The organism is Nocardioides sp. Root151 (assembly GCF_001427925.1).
In the GTDB taxonomy this organism is placed as follows: domain Bacteria; phylum Actinomycetota; class Actinomycetes; order Propionibacteriales; family Nocardioidaceae; genus Nocardioides.
On the sequence record NZ_LMGG01000001.1, the window covers coordinates 437496 to 454612 of the forward strand.

Annotated in this window: 15 protein-coding genes; 5 read left to right on the forward strand and 10 right to left on the reverse strand. The window is 70.5% G+C overall.

What is annotated here, in order from left to right; translation table 11 throughout:
- The first annotated feature begins 3 nt into the window (after positions 1-3).
- Positions 4-1041, forward strand: a complete 1038-nt coding sequence (locus ASD66_RS02075) for an MBL fold metallo-hydrolase (RefSeq protein ID WP_200949832.1) — start codon at positions 4-6, stop codon at positions 1039-1041.
- Positions 1042-1053: 12 nt separating this feature from the next.
- Here the strand turns inward: ASD66_RS02075 and ASD66_RS02080 are convergent, their stop codons facing one another.
- On the reverse strand, positions 1054-1767 hold the full coding sequence (locus tag ASD66_RS02080) for a hypothetical protein (protein ID WP_056889895.1): 714 nt from the start codon (positions 1765-1767) through the stop codon (positions 1054-1056).
- 68 nt (positions 1768-1835) lie between these two features.
- Here ASD66_RS02080 and ASD66_RS02085 point away from each other — a divergent pair, with 68 nt between their 5' ends.
- Positions 1836-2501 (forward strand): hypothetical protein, encoded by a 666-nt coding sequence (locus ASD66_RS02085; protein ID WP_056889896.1) that lies wholly within the window; start codon positions 1836-1838, stop codon positions 2499-2501.
- Here ASD66_RS02085 and ASD66_RS02090 read toward each other — a convergent pair whose 3' ends face one another.
- On the reverse strand, positions 2502-3098 hold the full coding sequence (locus ASD66_RS02090; RefSeq protein WP_056681463.1) for a TetR/AcrR family transcriptional regulator: 597 nt from the start codon (positions 3096-3098) through the stop codon (positions 2502-2504). It lies immediately after the preceding gene.
- Between the two features lies 1 nt (position 3099).
- Positions 3100-4860, reverse strand: a complete 1761-nt coding sequence (locus ASD66_RS02095; RefSeq protein WP_056889897.1) for an AMP-binding protein — start codon at positions 4858-4860, stop codon at positions 3100-3102.
- 143 nt (positions 4861-5003) lie between these two features.
- On the opposite strand from ASD66_RS02095, the gene ASD66_RS02100 reads away from it, so the two are divergent.
- On the forward strand, positions 5004-6386 hold the full coding sequence (locus ASD66_RS02100; protein WP_056889898.1) for a class II fumarate hydratase: 1383 nt from the start codon (positions 5004-5006) through the stop codon (positions 6384-6386).
- Position 6387: 1 nt separating this feature from the next.
- On the forward strand, positions 6388-7776 hold the full coding sequence (locus tag ASD66_RS02105) for an acyl-CoA synthetase (protein WP_056681466.1): 1389 nt from the start codon (positions 6388-6390) through the stop codon (positions 7774-7776).
- A 64-nt stretch (positions 7777-7840) separates the two neighbouring features.
- On the opposite strand, the gene ASD66_RS02110 is transcribed toward ASD66_RS02105, so the two are convergent.
- From ASD66_RS02110 to ASD66_RS02125, 4 genes are all read right to left on the reverse strand, one after another.
- Positions 7841-9169, reverse strand: coding sequence for a hypothetical protein (locus ASD66_RS02110; protein WP_156388506.1), 1329 nt, complete (start codon positions 9167-9169; stop codon positions 7841-7843).
- 193 nt (positions 9170-9362) lie between these two features.
- Positions 9363-10037 carry a lytic transglycosylase domain-containing protein gene (locus ASD66_RS02115; protein WP_235529930.1) on the reverse strand — a complete coding sequence of 225 codons (675 nt, stop codon included), beginning with the start codon at positions 10035-10037 and terminating at the stop codon, positions 9363-9365.
- A 189-nt stretch (positions 10038-10226) separates the two neighbouring features.
- A complete protein-coding gene (locus tag ASD66_RS02120) occupies positions 10227-11546 on the reverse strand; it encodes a PhoH family protein (protein ID WP_414858559.1) in 1320 nt (439 codons plus the stop codon).
- Positions 11547-11803: 257 nt separating this feature from the next.
- Positions 11804-12580, reverse strand: coding sequence for an isoprenyl transferase (locus ASD66_RS02125; RefSeq protein ID WP_056681470.1), 777 nt, complete (start codon positions 12578-12580; stop codon positions 11804-11806).
- 91 nt (positions 12581-12671) lie between these two features.
- Between ASD66_RS02125 and trhA the strand changes: the two genes are divergently transcribed.
- Complete coding sequence (gene trhA / locus ASD66_RS02130) at positions 12672-13391, forward strand: PAQR family membrane homeostasis protein TrhA (RefSeq protein WP_056681471.1); 720 nt, start codon at positions 12672-12674, stop codon at positions 13389-13391.
- A gap of 12 nt (positions 13392-13403) precedes the next feature.
- On the opposite strand, the gene ASD66_RS02135 is transcribed toward trhA, so the two are convergent.
- From ASD66_RS02135 to ASD66_RS02145, 3 genes are all read right to left on the reverse strand, one after another.
- Positions 13404-14336: a DUF1353 domain-containing protein gene (locus ASD66_RS02135; protein ID WP_056889900.1), complete on the reverse strand. Its 933-nt coding sequence runs from the start codon at positions 14334-14336 to the stop codon at positions 13404-13406.
- 114 nt (positions 14337-14450) lie between these two features.
- A complete protein-coding gene (locus ASD66_RS02140; RefSeq protein ID WP_056889901.1) occupies positions 14451-16436 on the reverse strand; it encodes a thioredoxin domain-containing protein in 1986 nt (661 codons plus the stop codon).
- A gap of 43 nt (positions 16437-16479) precedes the next feature.
- Positions 16480-17058 carry a sugar O-acetyltransferase gene (locus tag ASD66_RS02145; RefSeq protein ID WP_200949833.1) on the reverse strand — a complete coding sequence of 193 codons (579 nt, stop codon included), beginning with the start codon at positions 17056-17058 and terminating at the stop codon, positions 16480-16482.
- Positions 17059-17117 lie beyond the last annotated feature (59 nt).

A 17117-nucleotide genomic window follows, 5' to 3' on the forward strand; every position in this document is an offset into this window, starting at 1 on the left:
AGCGTGACCCTCCAGCGACTCCCCCTGCTCCGCAGCCTCGGCACGCGACCTCCCGCCGATGCGTTCGCGGACTCCCCGCAATACCGCGACGGGTCCTTCCACAACAGTCGACCATCCCGCATGGTCGAGGAGACGAGCCGGGCCTCGATCGCCCGCGACTTCGCCCGGAAGGGCCGCACGGGCAAGCCCAGCGGCCCGGTCCCGCTGGCCACACCCGCACTGCCGGCGACGGCCGACCAGTGCGCCGCGACCTGGCTCGGCCACGCCACCGTCCTGCTCGAGGTCGGCGGCCACTGGGTGCTGGCCGACCCGGTGTGGAGCGACCGTGTCTCGCCCGCGTCGCGCGTGGGTCCGCGCCGGCACCACCCGGTGCCGCTGGCGCTGCGTGAGCTGCCGCGGCTGAGTGCGGTGCTCATCTCGCACGACCACTACGACCACCTCGACACCGGAACCATCGAATGGCTGGCCCGGCACCAGGAGGTCGTCTTCGTGGTGCCGCTCGGCATCGGCAGCCACCTGCGCCACTGGGGAGTCCCGGAGCAGCGCATCGTCGAGCTCGACTGGGGCCAGTCGCACACCGTCGACGACCTCGTCCTCACCTGCACCGAGGCACAGCATTTCTCCGGCCGACTCTTCGCCCCGAACCCGACGTTGTGGTCGTCGTGGGTGGTGGCCGCCGGCGAACGGCGGGTCTTCTTCGGAGGGGACTCCGGCTGGACCGACGCGTTCGAGGCCATCGGGTCGGCGTACGGCCCCTTCGACCTGACCGTGCTGCCGATCGGCGCCTACGACAAGCGCTGGCCCGACGTCCACATGGACCCTGCCGAGGCACTGCGCGCGCACCGGGTGCTCGGCGGCAACGCGCTGCTGCCGATCCACTGGGCCACGTTCGACCTCGCCTTCCATCGTTGGGCCGAGCCGATCGAGTGGCTGGTGCGCGAGGCGGACGGCGTGCGCGTGGCGGCGCCGATGCCCGGCCAGAGGGTCACGCCGGACGGCGCGCTGCCGATCGACGCGTGGTGGTCCGGACCGGGGCGCTGAGGCTCCCGGAGGTCAACGCAGCGGACCCTCGTGGAAGTGGTCCAGCGCGGCCATCATCTTCGGCTGGAGCGCCTCAGGGTTCTTGATCGGGCTCGGTGCGATCACCGACACCGACGTGTAGACGCCGTCAGAGCAGGCCTGCGCGTTGATGCTGAGCGGCTCGTCGGGTGACGGCACGACGTTGACCACGTTGTTGGATCCCTCGGGTCGGCCCTGGATGTCGACGACCATCGTGGTGAACAGGTCGCAGGCCTGGTCGGGGTCGAGCCCGTCACCCGACTCGAGCAGGTCGAGTCCTTCCTGCAGCTTGGCCTGGTTCTCCGCGTCGTCGAGGAGGCCCTGGTCGATGACCTGCTTGATCGCCACCTTCACCGTGCGCGCCCAGACGTCAGCCGGCGTGATCGACACGTTCAGCTGGCTCAGGTCGCCGCTCAGCCTGGCCACGCACGTGGGCGAACCCGCGACCGTCAACAGCCGCACCTCGTCGGGCGTGGCGATCGCGCGGACCTCGTCGGCGTCGAGCAGTGCCTCGCAGTCGTCGTCGCTCTGCGCCATGCCGCTGTCGTCCGTGGGCTCGGTCGGGATCTCCGTCGTCGACTCCGTCGGTGAGTCGGACGAGGAGGCCGCGGACGCCGGGTCGCCGGCGCGCCCGGAGGCCCCCTGGTCGTCGGAGCACCCCGCCAGGAACAGGGCTGGTACGACGAACGCGGCGAGAAGGCACTTCATGGGGACATCCTGCCCGTCCGACGCACCCGCCACACCCGACGGCCAGTCGCATCCGCCAGAGTGGACCCATGGATTCCGTCGAGATCGCGCGCCACGAATCTCCGCGCGGCGAGGTCGTGCTGCGCGAACGCCGCGAGGACAACGCCCCTACCGTGCTGGAGCTGCGGGTCAACGGCGTGTTCGTGATGGACACCCTCGAGACCAGCAGTGAACGAGCCCTGGCCACCGCCGCACTCGGCCTGGTCGACCGCCCGGGCAGCGTGCTGGTCGGCGGACTCGGGCTGGGCTTCACGCTTGCCGAGGTGCTCGCCGATCGCCGCGTGGAGTCCTGCACCGTGGTCGAGCTGGAACAGTCACTGGTCGACTGGATGCGCGACGGCACGATCTCGCACGGCCCCGCGCTGCTGGCCGACGAACGCCTCGACGTGGTCGTCGCGGACGTCGCCACCGCGTTGGCCGAGGCGGACGATTCGGCGTACGACCTGGTCCTGCTCGACGTCGACAACGGCCCCGACTACCTCGTGCACGACGCCAACGAGGCGATCTACCTGCCGCCGTTCCTGCAGGCCGCACGTCGGGTGACCCGTCAGGTGCTGGCCATCTGGTCGGCGGCCGAGACGCCCACGCTGCAGACCGCGATGACCGAGGTGTTCGGCACCTGTGAGCCGTCGTCGTACGACGTCCAGCTCGGCACGCGCGAGGAGAAGTACTGGCTCTACGTCAGTCGAGTCTGACTAGGAGCCGATGCCGGGGAGCGTGGCCAGCACGGCAGCCCACTGCGCCAGGTCGGCCTTGCGGCGCTGCAGGTCGCTGCGCAACAGGGCACCGAGGCCGACGCCACGGGTCAGGTCGATGGTCAACCGCACCGACTCGGCGGCCCGCGGCTCCCTCCGGTCGACCTCCAGCAGCTCGGCGGTGGTGCGGAACAGCTCGCGACTGAAGCGCTGCTCGAGTGGCAGCACCAAGGCGCGCAGCCCCGGGTCGGTGGCGGCGGCGACCCACAGCTGGGTGGCCGCCCGCCCGAAGCGCCCGGCCCACATGTCGGTGAGCAGCTCGACCACGGCCAGCGGCCGGTTCCCTCCCTCGGCGAAGTGCGCCTCCTGCTCGCGCATCTCGCGGGTGAGCTCGTCGGTGACCGACTCGACGGCGGCACGCACCAGGTCGTCGCGGGTCGCGAAGTGATGCTGGGCCGCGCCGCGGGACACGCCCGCGCGCGCGGCCACCGCCACCACCGTGGTGCCCGACCAGCCGACCTCGGCGAGGTTGTCGATGGTGGCGTCCAGCAACCGCTGCCGGGTGGCCCGAGATCTCTCCTGCTGCGGCTGGCTCATGTCACTCGTAGAGTCGCGCGATCACGTCGGCGTACTTGTCGTTGATCGGCTTGCGGCGCAGCTTGAGGGTCGGGGTGAGCACCTCGCTGCCAGGCAGCCAGAACTCCGGCAGCACCTCGACCTTCTTGACCTGCTCGACCCGCGACAGCTTGGCGTTGCCCGCGTCGACTCCGGCCTGCACGGCAGCGAGCAGCTCCGGGTGCTTGGCCAGCGTGGCCGGGTCCGCCGCCACGCCCGCCTTCTCGGCGAATGCGGCAGCCGCGTCGGGGTCGAGCGTCACCAGGGCCACGTTGTAGGGGCGGCCGTCGCCGATCACGGTGATCGTGGCGGCCAACGGGGTGGTCACCTTGAGCGTGTTCTCGATGTTAGACGGCGACATGTTCTTGCCCGAGGAGCTGATGATCAGCTCCTTCTTGCGGTCGACGATGGTCAGGTAGCCGTCGGCGTCGAGGGTGCCGACGTCGCCGGTGTGCAGCCAGCCGTCCTCGTCGATCGCCTCGGCTGTCTTCTCCGGGTCCTTGCGATAGCCGGGCATGACGCCGGGCCCGCGGAACAGCACCTCGCCGTCCTCGGCGATGCGGATCTCGGTGCCGGGCAGTCCGGGGCCGACGCTGCCGACCTTGGCCTTGCCGGGCGGGTTGATGGTGCCGGCCCCCGAGAGCTCCGACATGCCCCACAGCTCGCACACGTTGACGCCCAGGCCCATGAAGAACCTCAGCGTCTCGGGCGCGATCGCGGCGGCACCCGACCAGGCCCACTTGAGCTCGGACATGCCGAGCGCCTCGCGCACCTTGGAGAGCACGAGCTTGTCGGCCAGCCCGACCTGCAGGCGGTCGAGGGTGCCGAGCTGCTTGCCGGAGAGCACGGCCTCGGCCCGCATCGCGGCCAGCTCGAGGGCCCAGGCGAACATCTTCTTCTTGACCGGGGACTCCTCGGCGGCGAGCTTCGCCTCGACGGCCATCTTGATCTTCTCCCAGACCCGCGGCACGGCGAACCAGATCGTCGGCCGGGCGTCGGGCAGGGCGGCCGCGATCGCGCGCGGGTCGTCCACGTAGGTGACCTGTACGCCGCTGGTGGCCGCGAAGTACTGCGCGGACGCACGGTCGGCGATGTGGGCCGCGGGCAGGAAGGACGTGATCCGGTCGCCGAACTCGACCGGCACCACCTTCAACGCGGCCTCCACCGTGTCCATGATGTTGGCGTGGGTCAGCTGCACGCCCTTCGGCGGTCCGGTGGTGCCCGAGGTGTAGATCAGGGTGAGCACGTCGTCGGGCCGGACCGCCTGCCAGGCGGCTTCGAAGTCGAAGTCCGGGTCGCCCGAGGCCTCCAGCTCCTCGAGGCTCATCGTGGCTCCCTCAGGCTTCCCGTCGACCACGATCACGTGCTCGAGCGAGATCCCGGAGGCGAGGATCGCCGGGAGCAGCGCGGTCTCGGTGACCACTGCCGTGTTCTCCGCGTTGCCGAAGAGGTAGTCGACCTGGTCCGGCGACGAGGTGTTGTAGATCGAGAACGCGATCACGCCGAGGTGCATGGCTCCGGCGTCGACCCAGGCGAACTCGGGGCGGTTGGTCAGCATGAGCGCAAGGGTGTCCCCGCGCTCCAGGCCGAGCTCGGCCAGGCCTGCGGCGACCTTGCGGACACGGTCGGCGTACTCCTGCCAGGTGACTGAGACGGCATCGCCCGGCGTGCGCAGGGCCACGGCGGACGGCTGGACCGTGACGGTGCGTTGGAACGCTGCACAGACGGTGGTGGGTTGGGACATGGGTGGCGGGTCTCCCTCTGAGCGATCGATGGCCGAATGTAAGCCACGTCACACACGCAAAGCAAGCACTCCTGATTGTTTTCGGACCCACTAGGCCGTTTCTCTCAAACTGCCGTTTGAGAGACATGGCCTAGCCTCGAGGCATGAGCGACTTCCGCATCGAACACGACTCCATGGGCGAGGTGCAGGTGCCTGCCAAGGCGCTGTGGCGGGCGCAGACGCAGCGCGCCGTGGAGAACTTCCCCATCAGCGGCACCCGCCTCGAGGGCGAGCACGTCATCGCCCTGGCCCGGGTCAAGGCGGCCGCCGCGAAGGTGAACGCCCGGCTCGGTGTGATCGACGAGTCGGTGGCCGAGGCGATCGGCGAGGCCGCCGCGGCGATCGGCGACGGCCAGCACCTCGACCACTTCCCGATCGACGTGTTCCAGACCGGCTCGGGCACCAGCTCCAACATGAACATGAACGAGGTGCTGGCCACCCTGGCCGCACGGGCCGGGGTCGAGGCGCACCCCAACGACGACGTCAACGCCAGCCAGTCGAGCAACGACACGTTCCCGACCTCGATCCACGTCGCGGCCGCCACGGCGACCCACGACCGGCTGGTTCCCGCGCTCGACCACCTGGCCGCCGCCCTCGAGACCAAGGCGGTCGCGTTCGCAGACATGGTGAAGTCGGGCCGTACGCACCTGATGGACGCCACCCCGGTGATGCTGGGGCAGGAGTTCGGCGGGTACGCCGCGGCCTGCCGGCTCGGCATCGAGCGACTGGAGTCGACCCTGCCGCGGGTGCTCGAGCTCCCCCTGGGCGGTACGGCGGTGGGCACCGGCATCAACACGCCGCCCGGGTTCGCCGCGGCCGTGATCGAGGAGCTGGCCGAGGCGACCGGCCTGCCGTTCACCGAGGCCCGCAACCACTTCGAGGCACAGGGCGCCCGTGACGCGTTGGTCGAGCTCTCCGGCCAGCTGCGCACGATCGCGGTCAGCCTCACCAAGCTCTGCAACGACCTGCGCTGGATGTCGTCGGGCCCGAGCACCGGCCTGGCCGAGATCCACCTCCCCGACCTGCAACCCGGCTCGAGCATCATGCCGGGCAAGGTGAACCCGGTGCTCCCCGAGGCGACGCTGATGGTGTGCGCCCAGGTGATCGGCAACGACGTCACGATCACCACCGCCGGCGCCTCGGGCAACTTCGAGCTCAACGTGATGATGCCGGTGCTGGCCCGCAACCTCCTGGAGTCGATCCGGCTGCTCACCACCTCGACCCGGCTGCTCGCCGACCGGTGCATCGACGGCATCGAGCCCGACGTCGAGCGGATGCGGACCTACGCCGAGTCCTCGCCGTCCGTGGTCACGCCGCTGAACCGCTACCTCGGCTACGAGGCTGCGGCCAAGGTGGCCAAGAAGTCGCTGGCCGACGGGGCCACCATCCGCGAGACGGTGATCGCGCTGGGCTTCGTCGACGACGGCACCCTGACCGAGCAGCAGCTCGACGAGGCGCTCGACGTGGCCTCGATGACGAGGCCCTGACATGGCGGAAGCGCTGCTGCCCGGCCTGCTCCGAGCCCGCACCGACCGGCACCTGAGCGTCGCCGGCACCACCACCAGCCACGCCGACCTGCTGGCCGCCGCCGCGGTCGTGGCCGACTCGCTGGCCGGTCGGAGACGCGTGGCGGTGCTCGCCACGCCGACGATGTCGACCGTGCTCGCCGTGACCGGGGCCCTGCTGGCCGGCGTCGAGGTCGTGCCCGTTCCACCCGACTCCGGGGCCGCCGAGCTGCGCCACATCCTCTCCGACGCGACACCCGACGCCTGGTTGGGCGCGGCGCCAGACGACACGTCCTTGCCCGCGCTCGAGATCGACGAGACGGCCAGGGCGTCGTACACGCCGGTGCAGGTCGACCCGGAGCGCATCGCCTTCGTGCTCTACACCTCGGGCACCACCGGCCTGCCCAAGGGTGTGCTGCTCTCCCGCCGCGCACTCACGGCCGGGCTCGACGGCCTCATCGACGCCTGGGCATGGACCAGCGACGACGTCCTCGTGCACGGCCTCCCGCTCTTCCACGTGCACGGCCTGGTGCTGGGCGTGCTCGGCCCGTTGCGCATCGGCGGCAGCCTCGTGCACGTCGGCCGCGGCACGCCCGAGGCGTACGCCGGGGCGAAGGGCACCATGTACTTCGCGGTCCCGACCATCTGGTCACGCCTGGCCGAGTCGCCCGACCACGCCCGCGAGCTGACCGGCGCGCGACTGCTGGTCTCGGGCAGCGCGGCCCTGCCGGTGCCGGTCTTCGAGCGCCTCAAGGAGCTCACCGGCCACGAGGTGGCCGAGCGCTACGGCATGAGCGAGACCCTGATCACCGTGGCCACGCGGGCCGACGGCGTACGACGGGCCGGTTGGGTCGGCGTGCCGGTCGCCGGGGTCGAGACCAGGCTGCGCGACGAGCACGGCGCCGACGTGCCGCACGACGGCGAGTCCGTCGGCCGGCTCGAGGTGCGCGGCGCCACCTTGTTCGACGGCTACCTCAACCGCGCCGAGGCGACTGCCGAGACGTTCACCGACGACGGCTGGTTCGTCACCGGCGACGTGGCGGTGATCGACGCGGACGGCGCGCACCGCATCGTCGGGCGCGAGTCGGTCGACCTGATCAAGTCGGCCGGCTACCGCATCGGCGCCGGCGAGATCGAGTCGACGCTGCTCGGGCACCCGGCGGTCGCCGAGTGCGCCGTGATCGGCGCCCCCGACCCCGACCTGGGCCAGAAGATCGTGGCGTTCGTGGTGGCCCGCACACCGGTCAGCGCCGCGGACCTCACGTCGTACGTCGGCGAGGAGCTCTCCGCGCACAAGCGGCCGAGGGAGATCGTGTTCGTCGATGCCCTGCCCCGCAACGAGATGGGCAAGGTGCAGAAGAAGCGGCTCTAGACCTGAAGTGGCGCTGGGCCTGGTGACCGACCGTCAACGGTCGGCCACCAGCCCACCCCCGCCCTCAGCGACGCGTCAGTGACTGCGCGCGCCAGACCACCGTGGACAGGTTGCCGACCTTGTCCTGGGCGATCACGTTGTAGACCAGCTGACCCTTGGCCAGGCGCGGCAGGCGCGCCGTCCAGGTGCCGGTGGCGGTGGGCACCACGACCCTGATGCCCGACTTGCGCAGGGCGGCCGACTTGGTCGTGCCGGCCTTGACCCACGTGCCGGTGGCGGGCCGGAAGGCGTACCAGGCCGCGCCCCGCTTCTCGACGGCGCGAACTCGCACCTGGCGGACGCCGGTGCCGCTGTCACGGGCCACACCACGCAGGGTGGTCCACTTGCGCACCGACGTGCGCGGGGCACGCGGCAGCGTCAGCCGGACCACGGGGCGGGCGGTGTCTGCCTTGACCGTCACGGCGCCGACCTCGACCGGAACGCTGTTCTGGGCCTCGTCGGTCAGCGTGACGCTCGGCGTGAACGGGCCGGCGGTGCGGTAGACGTGGGCCAGCACGGTGCCGGTCGTCCAGAGAACCAGCGGAGTGCCGTCTCCCCAGTCGACGCGTCGTTCGATCAGGTTGCCCGGCGTCCAGTTGTCGACGAGGGCGTCCTGCGTGAGCTGGACCTTGGTGAGCTTCGCCCACGCCGTTGCCGGGCTGAGGGTGAACGCGCCGGTGGGTGCGGCGTGGTCGTTGACGACCACCGCGTCCAGGGTGAGCTCACGGGTGTTCCCGGCCAGGTCAGTCAGGCGCACCCGGGGCACGTAGCGCGCCTCGGTCGTCGGGTAGACGTGGACGAGCGACGTGCCGGTCGACCACTCCTGCTCGGTGGAGTCACCCCAGTCGACGGTGCGAGTGATGGAGTCGGCTGCCGTGACGTCGTCCGACAGCGCGGCCTGGGTCACGGTCGCGGTGTAGCCGTCGGCGTCGACCGACACGTCGAACGCGCCGGTCGGCGCGGTGAGGTCGGCCAGCACCTTGGCGCCCGACTGGACGAGCTTCCCCCTGCGGGTGCCGGCGTACGGCGTCACACGGACCCTGACCGACGTACCGGGCCGGGCCGTCGTGAACGCAGTCCAGGCTTCGTCGGTGACGGTCTCGGAGTCGAGCACGACGCCTGCTGCGTCGACCAGCTGGACCCGGTACGTGGTGGCCCGGCTGGCCTGGTTCCACGTCGCCGGGACCACGTAGGCCGCGGCAGGCTTGGTGATCGCGCCGGCGACGAGGCCGGTGACGGCTCCCGGCCTGACCGGCGGGGCGGCCACGCTGGGTGAGATGGAGGCGACCAGCGTGATGCCGGTGGCCACGGCGAGAGCGGGCAGAGTCCTGCCCAGGAAATTTTGTGCGCGCACGGCGACACCTTTCGGATCAGTCCCGGTGGCACCCGGATCCGAAAAGTCGGTCCCCCCAGGTGCCCTGTGTTCCGAGCATGGAGGGTGTGCGCCGCACCACGTGCGGAAATGGAGCTGAACCGGCGGATCAGCCGGTGCGCGCGTGACCCGTTCGAACCAGACTAGACAACTGGCCGGTCGGATCGAGGGCGACTCAGTACCAGTTGTGGCTCTGGCTGTGGCCCCAGGCGCTGCACGGAGTGCCGTAGCGGTCCTGGATGTAGCCCAGGCCCCAGCGGATCTGGGTGGCCGGGTTGGTTGCCCAGTCGGCACCGGCCGAGCTCATCTTGGAGCCGGGCAGCGCCTGCGGGATGCCGTACGCCGAGGAGCTGGGGTTGTCCGCGCTGGGGTTCCAGCCGCTCTCCTTGGTCCACAGCGAGTCGAGGCAGCCGAACTGGTCGGAGCCGAAGCCGAACTCGGAGAGCAGGGCCCGGGCGACACCACGCGGGTCGTCGTCGGTGGCGTCCTCGGTCTCGATGACCGCGTTGCCGGTGGGCGTGCTCGCGGCAGCGGTCAGCTCGGCCTGCTTGGTCCGGTCGAGGTCGCTGCGACGGTCGGAGCGCGAGGGCTCGTCGTCACCGCGGCGTTCGGCGATCTCCTGGGCACTGAGCGGGGCCACGGATCCGAGGTCGGCAGCCATCGGCGCGACGTCTCGCTTCGCGGCTGCACCGTCACCGAACATGCCGGTTGCGACGGTGGAGCCAGTGGCGGCCACGGCGATCGAAGAGAGGACCAGCGTGTTGCGCAGAGCCTTCTTCGGTACGCCCGCTGCCCGGAGTTGCCGGTGCTTGGGGTCGTACTTCTTGTGCTTGGACAAAGGGGTACCCACGGGGTAGACATCAGGACTGATCGATCCGCCAACATGCCCCCCGGCGCGCGAAAGATCTTGACCACCTTGCATGAAGGGGCCAGTGGAGGCAAACCGGACACGGCAAATCCACAGGCGAGCCCGGTCACACCCGCGCTTCACCAGTCACACGGGTCACACCGGGCTCGCCTCGTCCCAGAGGTGACGGGACTACATCGTGATGTTCTCCAGCATCTCCGTGACCAGCGCCGCGATCGGGGACCGCTCGGACCTGGTCAGCGTGACGTGCGCGAACAACGGGTGGCCCTTGAGCTTCTCGACCACGGCGACCACGCCGTCGTGGCGGCCGACCCGCAGGTTGTCGCGCTGGGCCACGTCGTGGGTCAGCACGACCTTGGAGTTGGCGCCGATCCGCGAGAGCACGGTGAGCAGCACGTTGCGCTCCAGGGACTGCGCCTCGTCGACGATCACGAACGCGTCGTGCAGCGAGCGGCCGCGGATGTGGGTCAGCGGCAGCACCTCGAGCATGCCGCGGTCCATGACCTCCTCGATCACGTCGCGCGTGGTGAGGGCGCCGAGGGTGTCGAAAACTGCCTGGGCCCACGGCGACATCTTCTCGTTCTCGGAGCCGGGCAGGTAGCCGAGCTCCTGGCCGCCGACGGCGAACAGCGGACGGAAGACCACGACCTTCTTGTGCTGGCGGCGCTCCATCACCGCCTCGAGGCCCGCGCACAGTGCCATCGCCGACTTGCCGGTGCCGGCGCGGCCTCCGAGCGAGACGATGCCGACGTCGGGGTCGAGCAGCATCTCCAACGCGATGCGCTGCTCGGCGGACCGGCCGTGCACGCCGAACGCCTCGCGGTCGCCGCGCACCAGGTGCACCTGCTTGTCGGGACCGACCCTGCCCAGGGCGGTGCCACGGTCGGAGAGCAGCACCAGGCCCGTGTGGCAGGGCAGCGCGCGTGCCGACTCGAGGTCGACCACGCCGTCGTCGTACAGCTCGTCGAGGTCGGCCGAGGCCACCTCGAGCTCGGCCATGCCGGTGTGGCCGGAGTCCTCGTTGACGGTCTCGGCGCGGTATTCCTGAGCGTCGAGGCCGACCGAGGAGGCCTTGATCCGCAGCGGGAGGTCCTTGGAGACCAGGGTGACCAGGGCGCCCTCGTTGGAGAGGTTCTGCGCCACGGCCAGGATCCGGGTGTCGTTGTCGCCCAGGCGGAAGCCGCTGGGCAACGACGTCGGGTCGGTGTGGTTGAGCTCGACGCGGATCGTGCCGCCCGCCTCACCGACCGGGATCGGCTTGTCCAGCCGGCCGTGCGTCACCCTCATCTCGTCGAGCTGGCGCAACGCGGAGCGGGCGAAGTAGCCCAGCTCCGGGTGGTGGCGCTTGCCTTCGAGTTCGGTGATGACGACGACGGGCAGGACCACCTCGTGCTCGTCGAACCGGTGCATGGCACCCGGGTCGGCGAGCAACACGCTCGTGTCGAGCACGTAGGTGCGGGTGGGGACGGTCTTGCTCTGCTTGGAGGCCACGGATCTCACCCTTTACGAACCGGCGCGCGCACTCCCGCTCCCGGCCCTAACTCATCCACATGGACCGGGAAATCGCCCGAAGACCGGAGTGCCGGCCTCCGTAGGCACACGCCACCCCAGCGGCTGTGCAACAGTCGTGAAACTTCACGTCCGGGCCTCCCGATACAGCGAGCTTCCCCACTCGCCGGTACCTCCGAAATTACGCCCCCGGTGGGTGGAACCCGGGCGACACGCCCGAACGCAGGGTGAAGGTTGCGTTACGCGCCGAAGCGACGCTCGCGCTCGGCGTACGCCCGGATCGCGCGGAGGAAGTCGACCCGTCGGAAGTCGGGCCAGAGCGCCTCGCAGAAGTAGAACTCGCTCTTCGCGCTCTGCCACAGCAGGAACCCGCCGAGCCGCTGCTCCCCCGACGTGCGGATGACGAGGTCGGGGTCGGGCTGGCCCTTGGTGTAGAGGTGCTCACTGATGCTGTCGACGTCGATCTCGTTGGCGAGGTCCTCGAGCGAGGTCCCCTTCTCGGCGTGTTCGAGGACCAGCGATCGGACCGCGTCGGCGATCTCGCGGCGGCCGCCGTACCCCACCGCGATGTTGACCAGCATGCCGTCGACGTCACGCGTGGCGTCCTCGCACTCCTTGAGCCGGCGGGCGGTGTTCGCCGGGAGCAGGTCGAGGGCGCCGACCGGGTGCAACCGCCAGCGCTTCTGGTCGGCCAGGGAGGCGACGGCCTCCTCGATGATCGTCATCAGCGGCTCGAGCTCGGCGGCGGGGCGGTTCAGGTTGTCGGTGGAGAGCAGCCACAGCGTGACCACCTCGATGCCGACCTCCTCGCACCAGCCCAGCAGCGGCTCGATGTTGGCGGCCCCGGCACGGTGTCCGTGGGCGGTGTCGGCCCCGACGGCCTTGGCCCAGCGCCGGTTGCCGTCGAGCATCACGCCGACGTGCTTGGGGAGCTGGTCGGTCGGGAGGAACTTCACGACCCGTGCTTCGTATGCCGGGTAGAGCACCCGTCGAATCGCCCGCTTCCAGTCCGCCACGTCTCGATGTTACCGGCGTGTGGTCCCTGACTCGGGTGACCTGGCCCTCATTCGCACGCGCGCCAACCTACGGTGGCGTAAGTTGGAGCGCATGAACGACATGATCCGCACACGTCTAGACGACGCAGTCGACCGCGCCCAGGACAAGCTGGCGGACGTCAAGCCCAAGCTCCGGGGCTGGCTGCACGCCTGCACGGCGCCACTGGCCCTGGCCGCTGGCATCGTCCTGATCGCCTTGTCGCCCACGCAGTCCACCCGTGTCGCCTCGGCCGTCTTCGCGGCCAGCGCGCTCGTGTTGTTCACGGTCTCCGCGATCTATCACCGCGGCACCTGGTCTCCCCGCACCTGGGCCTTCCTCCGGCGCTTCGACCACGCCAACATCTTCGTGCTGATCGCCGGCTCCTACACGCCCTTCGCGGTGCTGTTCCTCGAGGGCTCGGCACGCTTCACCCTGCTGGCCGTGGTGTGGTCGGCCGCCATCCTGGGCGTCTTCTTCCGGGTGTTCTGGACCGACGCGCCGCGCTGGCTCTACACGCCGATGTACATCGCGCTCGGCTGGGCGGCGGTCTTCTTCATCCCGCAGTTCATCGAAGGATCCGACCGGTTCAGCAACGGCATCGCCATCGCCGTGCTCACCCTGGTCGCGGCCGGCGGCGTGCTCTACACGCTGGGCGGCGTGGTCTACGGCTTCAAGCGCCCCGACCCGGCGCCGTCGTGGTTCGGCTTCCACGAGGTCTTCCACACGTTCACGATCCTCGCCTTCATCACGCACTACGTCGGCGTCTCCCTGGCGACGTACAGCCTGCGCTGACCAGCCGCGGCGCTAGAGCACCCAGAGCGCGATCACGGTGCCAGTCGCCAGGATGCTCACGAGCACGGCGACCCCGGCGACGATCAGCGGCTGGCGGTCGACGGACTTCTCGGTGACCTGGTAGAGCGCGGTCACGCCCAGCAGCCCGACGGTCACGTGCAGCAGCACGGCCAGGCCGATGCCCATCACCCAGCCGGCCATCCGGAACCGCCCCCAGGCCAGCCCGAGCACGAGCGGTACGACGATCGCGCCGGCCAGCCCTCCGACCAGCTCCAGCCACCACGGTCGGTCACCCATCCACGGCAGTTCCGGCGAACCGCCGATGTCGAACAGGTCGAGCGTCGCGAGCACGCCGAGCACCACCACGACGAACAGCGACGCGCCGATCACGATGCGGTGGCGCCACGTCGTCGCGGTCGACCACGGCACCTGCTCGCCCTTGAGCAGGGTCGCGGTGGCGACCGCCGACCACACCAGCCAGCGCCGTACGACGCCCGTGCCGGTGTCGGCCATCGCGTCACGGAAGATGCGGTCGGCCTCGACACGATGGACCATGTGGCCGTCGGTGGAGGTGTAGGTCGGCGGCTCGTCGTCGGCGAAGCAGAGCCCGTCGTGCAGCAGCGCGGCCGGCAGGTGGGCGCCGGTCTTCGGCACCAGCCAGGTGAAGAGCATCGGCACCGACGTGAGGTCGGTGCGGAACGAGACGGTGTCCGCGGGCACCAGCAGCTCCCCCAGATGCCTGTCGCGGTAGGCGATCCGGCGGATCAGGGCGAACTGCTCGTGGCCCTGCACCGACAGCCGCTCGAGCACGATCTTCGGGTCCTCACCCGGGTTCGGAGGAACCTCCGGCTGGCCGTCGACGGCCGGCAGCCCGCCGTCGTAGAACCGCCGCGTCTCCTGCTCGACCTGCTCGACCTGCCCGACCATCGCGTCCGAGATCTTCATGAGTCAAGCGTCCTCCCGGCAGGCACCGCTGTCGAGGAGCCCCCACCGCATCGAGAGTGAAGTCCGTGTCGTCGTTCACCCCGGATCGCGACACAGGTTTCACTCTCGGCCCGCTCAAAGCAGGGCGGGGTCGGTGACCGGGCGCTCGCAGACCATGTGGCGGCAGACGTACGCCGCGGGCGCGCCGTCGACCTCGTCGCGGCCGACCAGCAGCGGGATGTCGTCGCGGCCCGGTTCCACGACGAGCACGACGGCCCCGTGCCGACGACGTGCGGCCAGCTCCAGCTGGTCACGTTCGAGGCCGGGCCGGCCGACCACGACGATCTCGTCGGGGCCCTCGAGCATCGACTCGGCCGCTGCCAACGCCCAACCCGCGAAGCGGGGAGCCCGTTCGGCCAGGCCGGCGAGCACCGCGAGGGTCTGCTCGGCGGCCTCGCGGTGCGTGCCGGATCCACTGAGTGCGGCGTACGTCGCAAGGGCGTGGACCATCGCCGACTGGCCCGAAGGGCTGGCGTTGTCGGAGAGCTCGCGGGGCCGGGTGATCAGCGCTTCGGCATCGGAGGCCGTGTCGTGGAAGCCGCCGTCGTCGGCCCGGAACCTGGCCAGTGCGTCGTCGAGCAGCACGCCTGCCCGCTCGAACCAGACCCCGTCACCGGTGGCCTGCAGCAGGTCGAGGAAGCCCGACGCGACACACGCGTAATCCTCCAGCACTCCGTCGTGTCGCCCGACCAGACCGTCGCGCGACACCCGCAGGAGCCGCCCCTCCACGAGATGTACGTCGACCAGCAGCTGACCGGCACGCACCGCGGCCTCGACGTACTCCGGTTTGCGCAGCAGGGTGCCGGCCGCGCACAACCCGCTGATCGCCAAGCCGTTCCACGCCGCGACCACCTTGTCGTCGCGGGCCGGCCGCACCCTGGACGCGCGCGCTTCGAAGAGCCGACGCTTCACGTCCTCGAGGCGAACCAGGTCGTCCGGGTCGCGCAGCAGCTGCAGCGTCGAGGACCCGTGCTCGAACGTGCCGGCCTCGGTCACCTCGAACGTGGTCGCCGCCCAGGCGCCGTCGTCCTCACCGAGCGCCTCGACCAGCTGGGCAGGGGTCCATGCGTAGAACTTGCCCTCGACGCCCTCACTGTCGGCGTCCAGCGCGGAGGCGAAGCCGCCCTCCGGCGTACGCAGCTCGCGGAGCAGGAAGTCGGCGGTCTCCTCGGCGATCCGGTTGCCGCCCCACCGTGCGTAGAGGCCGAGCAGCTGCGCGTTGTCGTAGAGCATCTTCTCGAAGTGCGGCACCACCCAGCCGGAGTCGACGGAGTAGCGCGCGAAGCCGCCGCCGATCTGGTCGTAGAGCCCGCCGCGGGCCATCGCCACGCAGGTCGCGTCGACCATCCGCTTCGCGACGGAACCGTCCGCTGGTTGAGGAGCGAGCTCCGGCGAGCGTCTCGATACCCGCGCCTCGTGCCGCAGCAGGAACTCCAGGACCATGCCCGGCGGGAACTTCGGCGCACCGCCGAACCCGGCGCTCTGCCCGTCGAACTCCGTGGCCAGGGCACGCACGGCCTGGTCGAGCGTCTCGGCAGTGATCAGGCCGGTGTCGAGATCGCCCTGCACCTTCAGGTGGGCGCCGATCTCCGACGCCGCCTGCCGCACCTCGTCGGCCCGGGTCACCCACGCATCGGCCAGGGCATCAAGGATCTGCATGAAGCTGGCGCTGCCGTGGCGCGGCGTGTCCGGGAAGTAGGTGCCGGCGAAGAACGGGTTGCCGTCGTGGTCGAGCACGCAGGTCATCGGCCAGCCGCCGTGCCCGGTCATCGCCTGGGTGGCGCTCATGTAGACCGAGTCGACGTCGGGTCGTTCCTCACGATCGACCTTGACGTTCACGAAATGCGCGTTCATGTACGCCGCGGTCTCGGCGTCCTCGAACGACTCGTGCGCCATCACGTGGCACCAGTGGCACGCGGCGTACCCGACGCTCAACAGGACCGGCACGTTGCGGTCGCGGGCCTCCGCGAAGGCCTCGGTGCCCCACTCCCACCAGTCGACGGGGTTGTCCTTGTGCTGGAGCAGGTACGGCGAAGTCGCGTCAGCGAGTCGGTTCGTCACGAGCCCAGCGTGTCATGCCCGTGGCGCCCGCTGGCTGCGCCCGTCACTCCGCCGGCAGGTCCCGTACGACGACCGCGGGGCTTCCCACCGCGACGACGTGGTCCGGCAGGTCGGAGAGGACCAGGCTGCCCGCACCGACCACCGTGTTGAGTCCGATCGTGACACCGGGCCCGACGATCACACCGGCACCCAGCCAGGCGTTCTCACCGATCTCGATGCCGAGGGCCTGCTCCCAGCCCTGCCGTCGCATCGCATGCTCCTCGACGGGGTGCAGCGCGGTCATCAGCTGGACCGACGGCCCGAGGCGCACGTGGTCGCCGATGACGATCGGGGCATCGTCCATGAAGAACGCGTCGGCATTGACGAAGGCACCGGCACCGATGGTCACGTGGAAGCCATAGCTGCAGCGAAACCGGGGCACGATCTCTGCGCCCTCACCGAGGCCGCCGAGCAACGCGTCGAGCACCTCGCGGCGCCGGTCGTGGTCGGCAGCCGCGGCCGAGTTGAACGTGTCCAGCGCCGTGCCGCACTCGTCCCGGAGCCGCGCCAGCTCGGGCGAGTCGAGATACCAGTCCCCTCCTGACATGGCGGCGACCGCTTCGCCCTGCGTCCTGTCGAGCACCCCACGAGGGTGGCACACTCCGGCACTCGATCAGCGACGGGCACACGCCACCCAGGCCA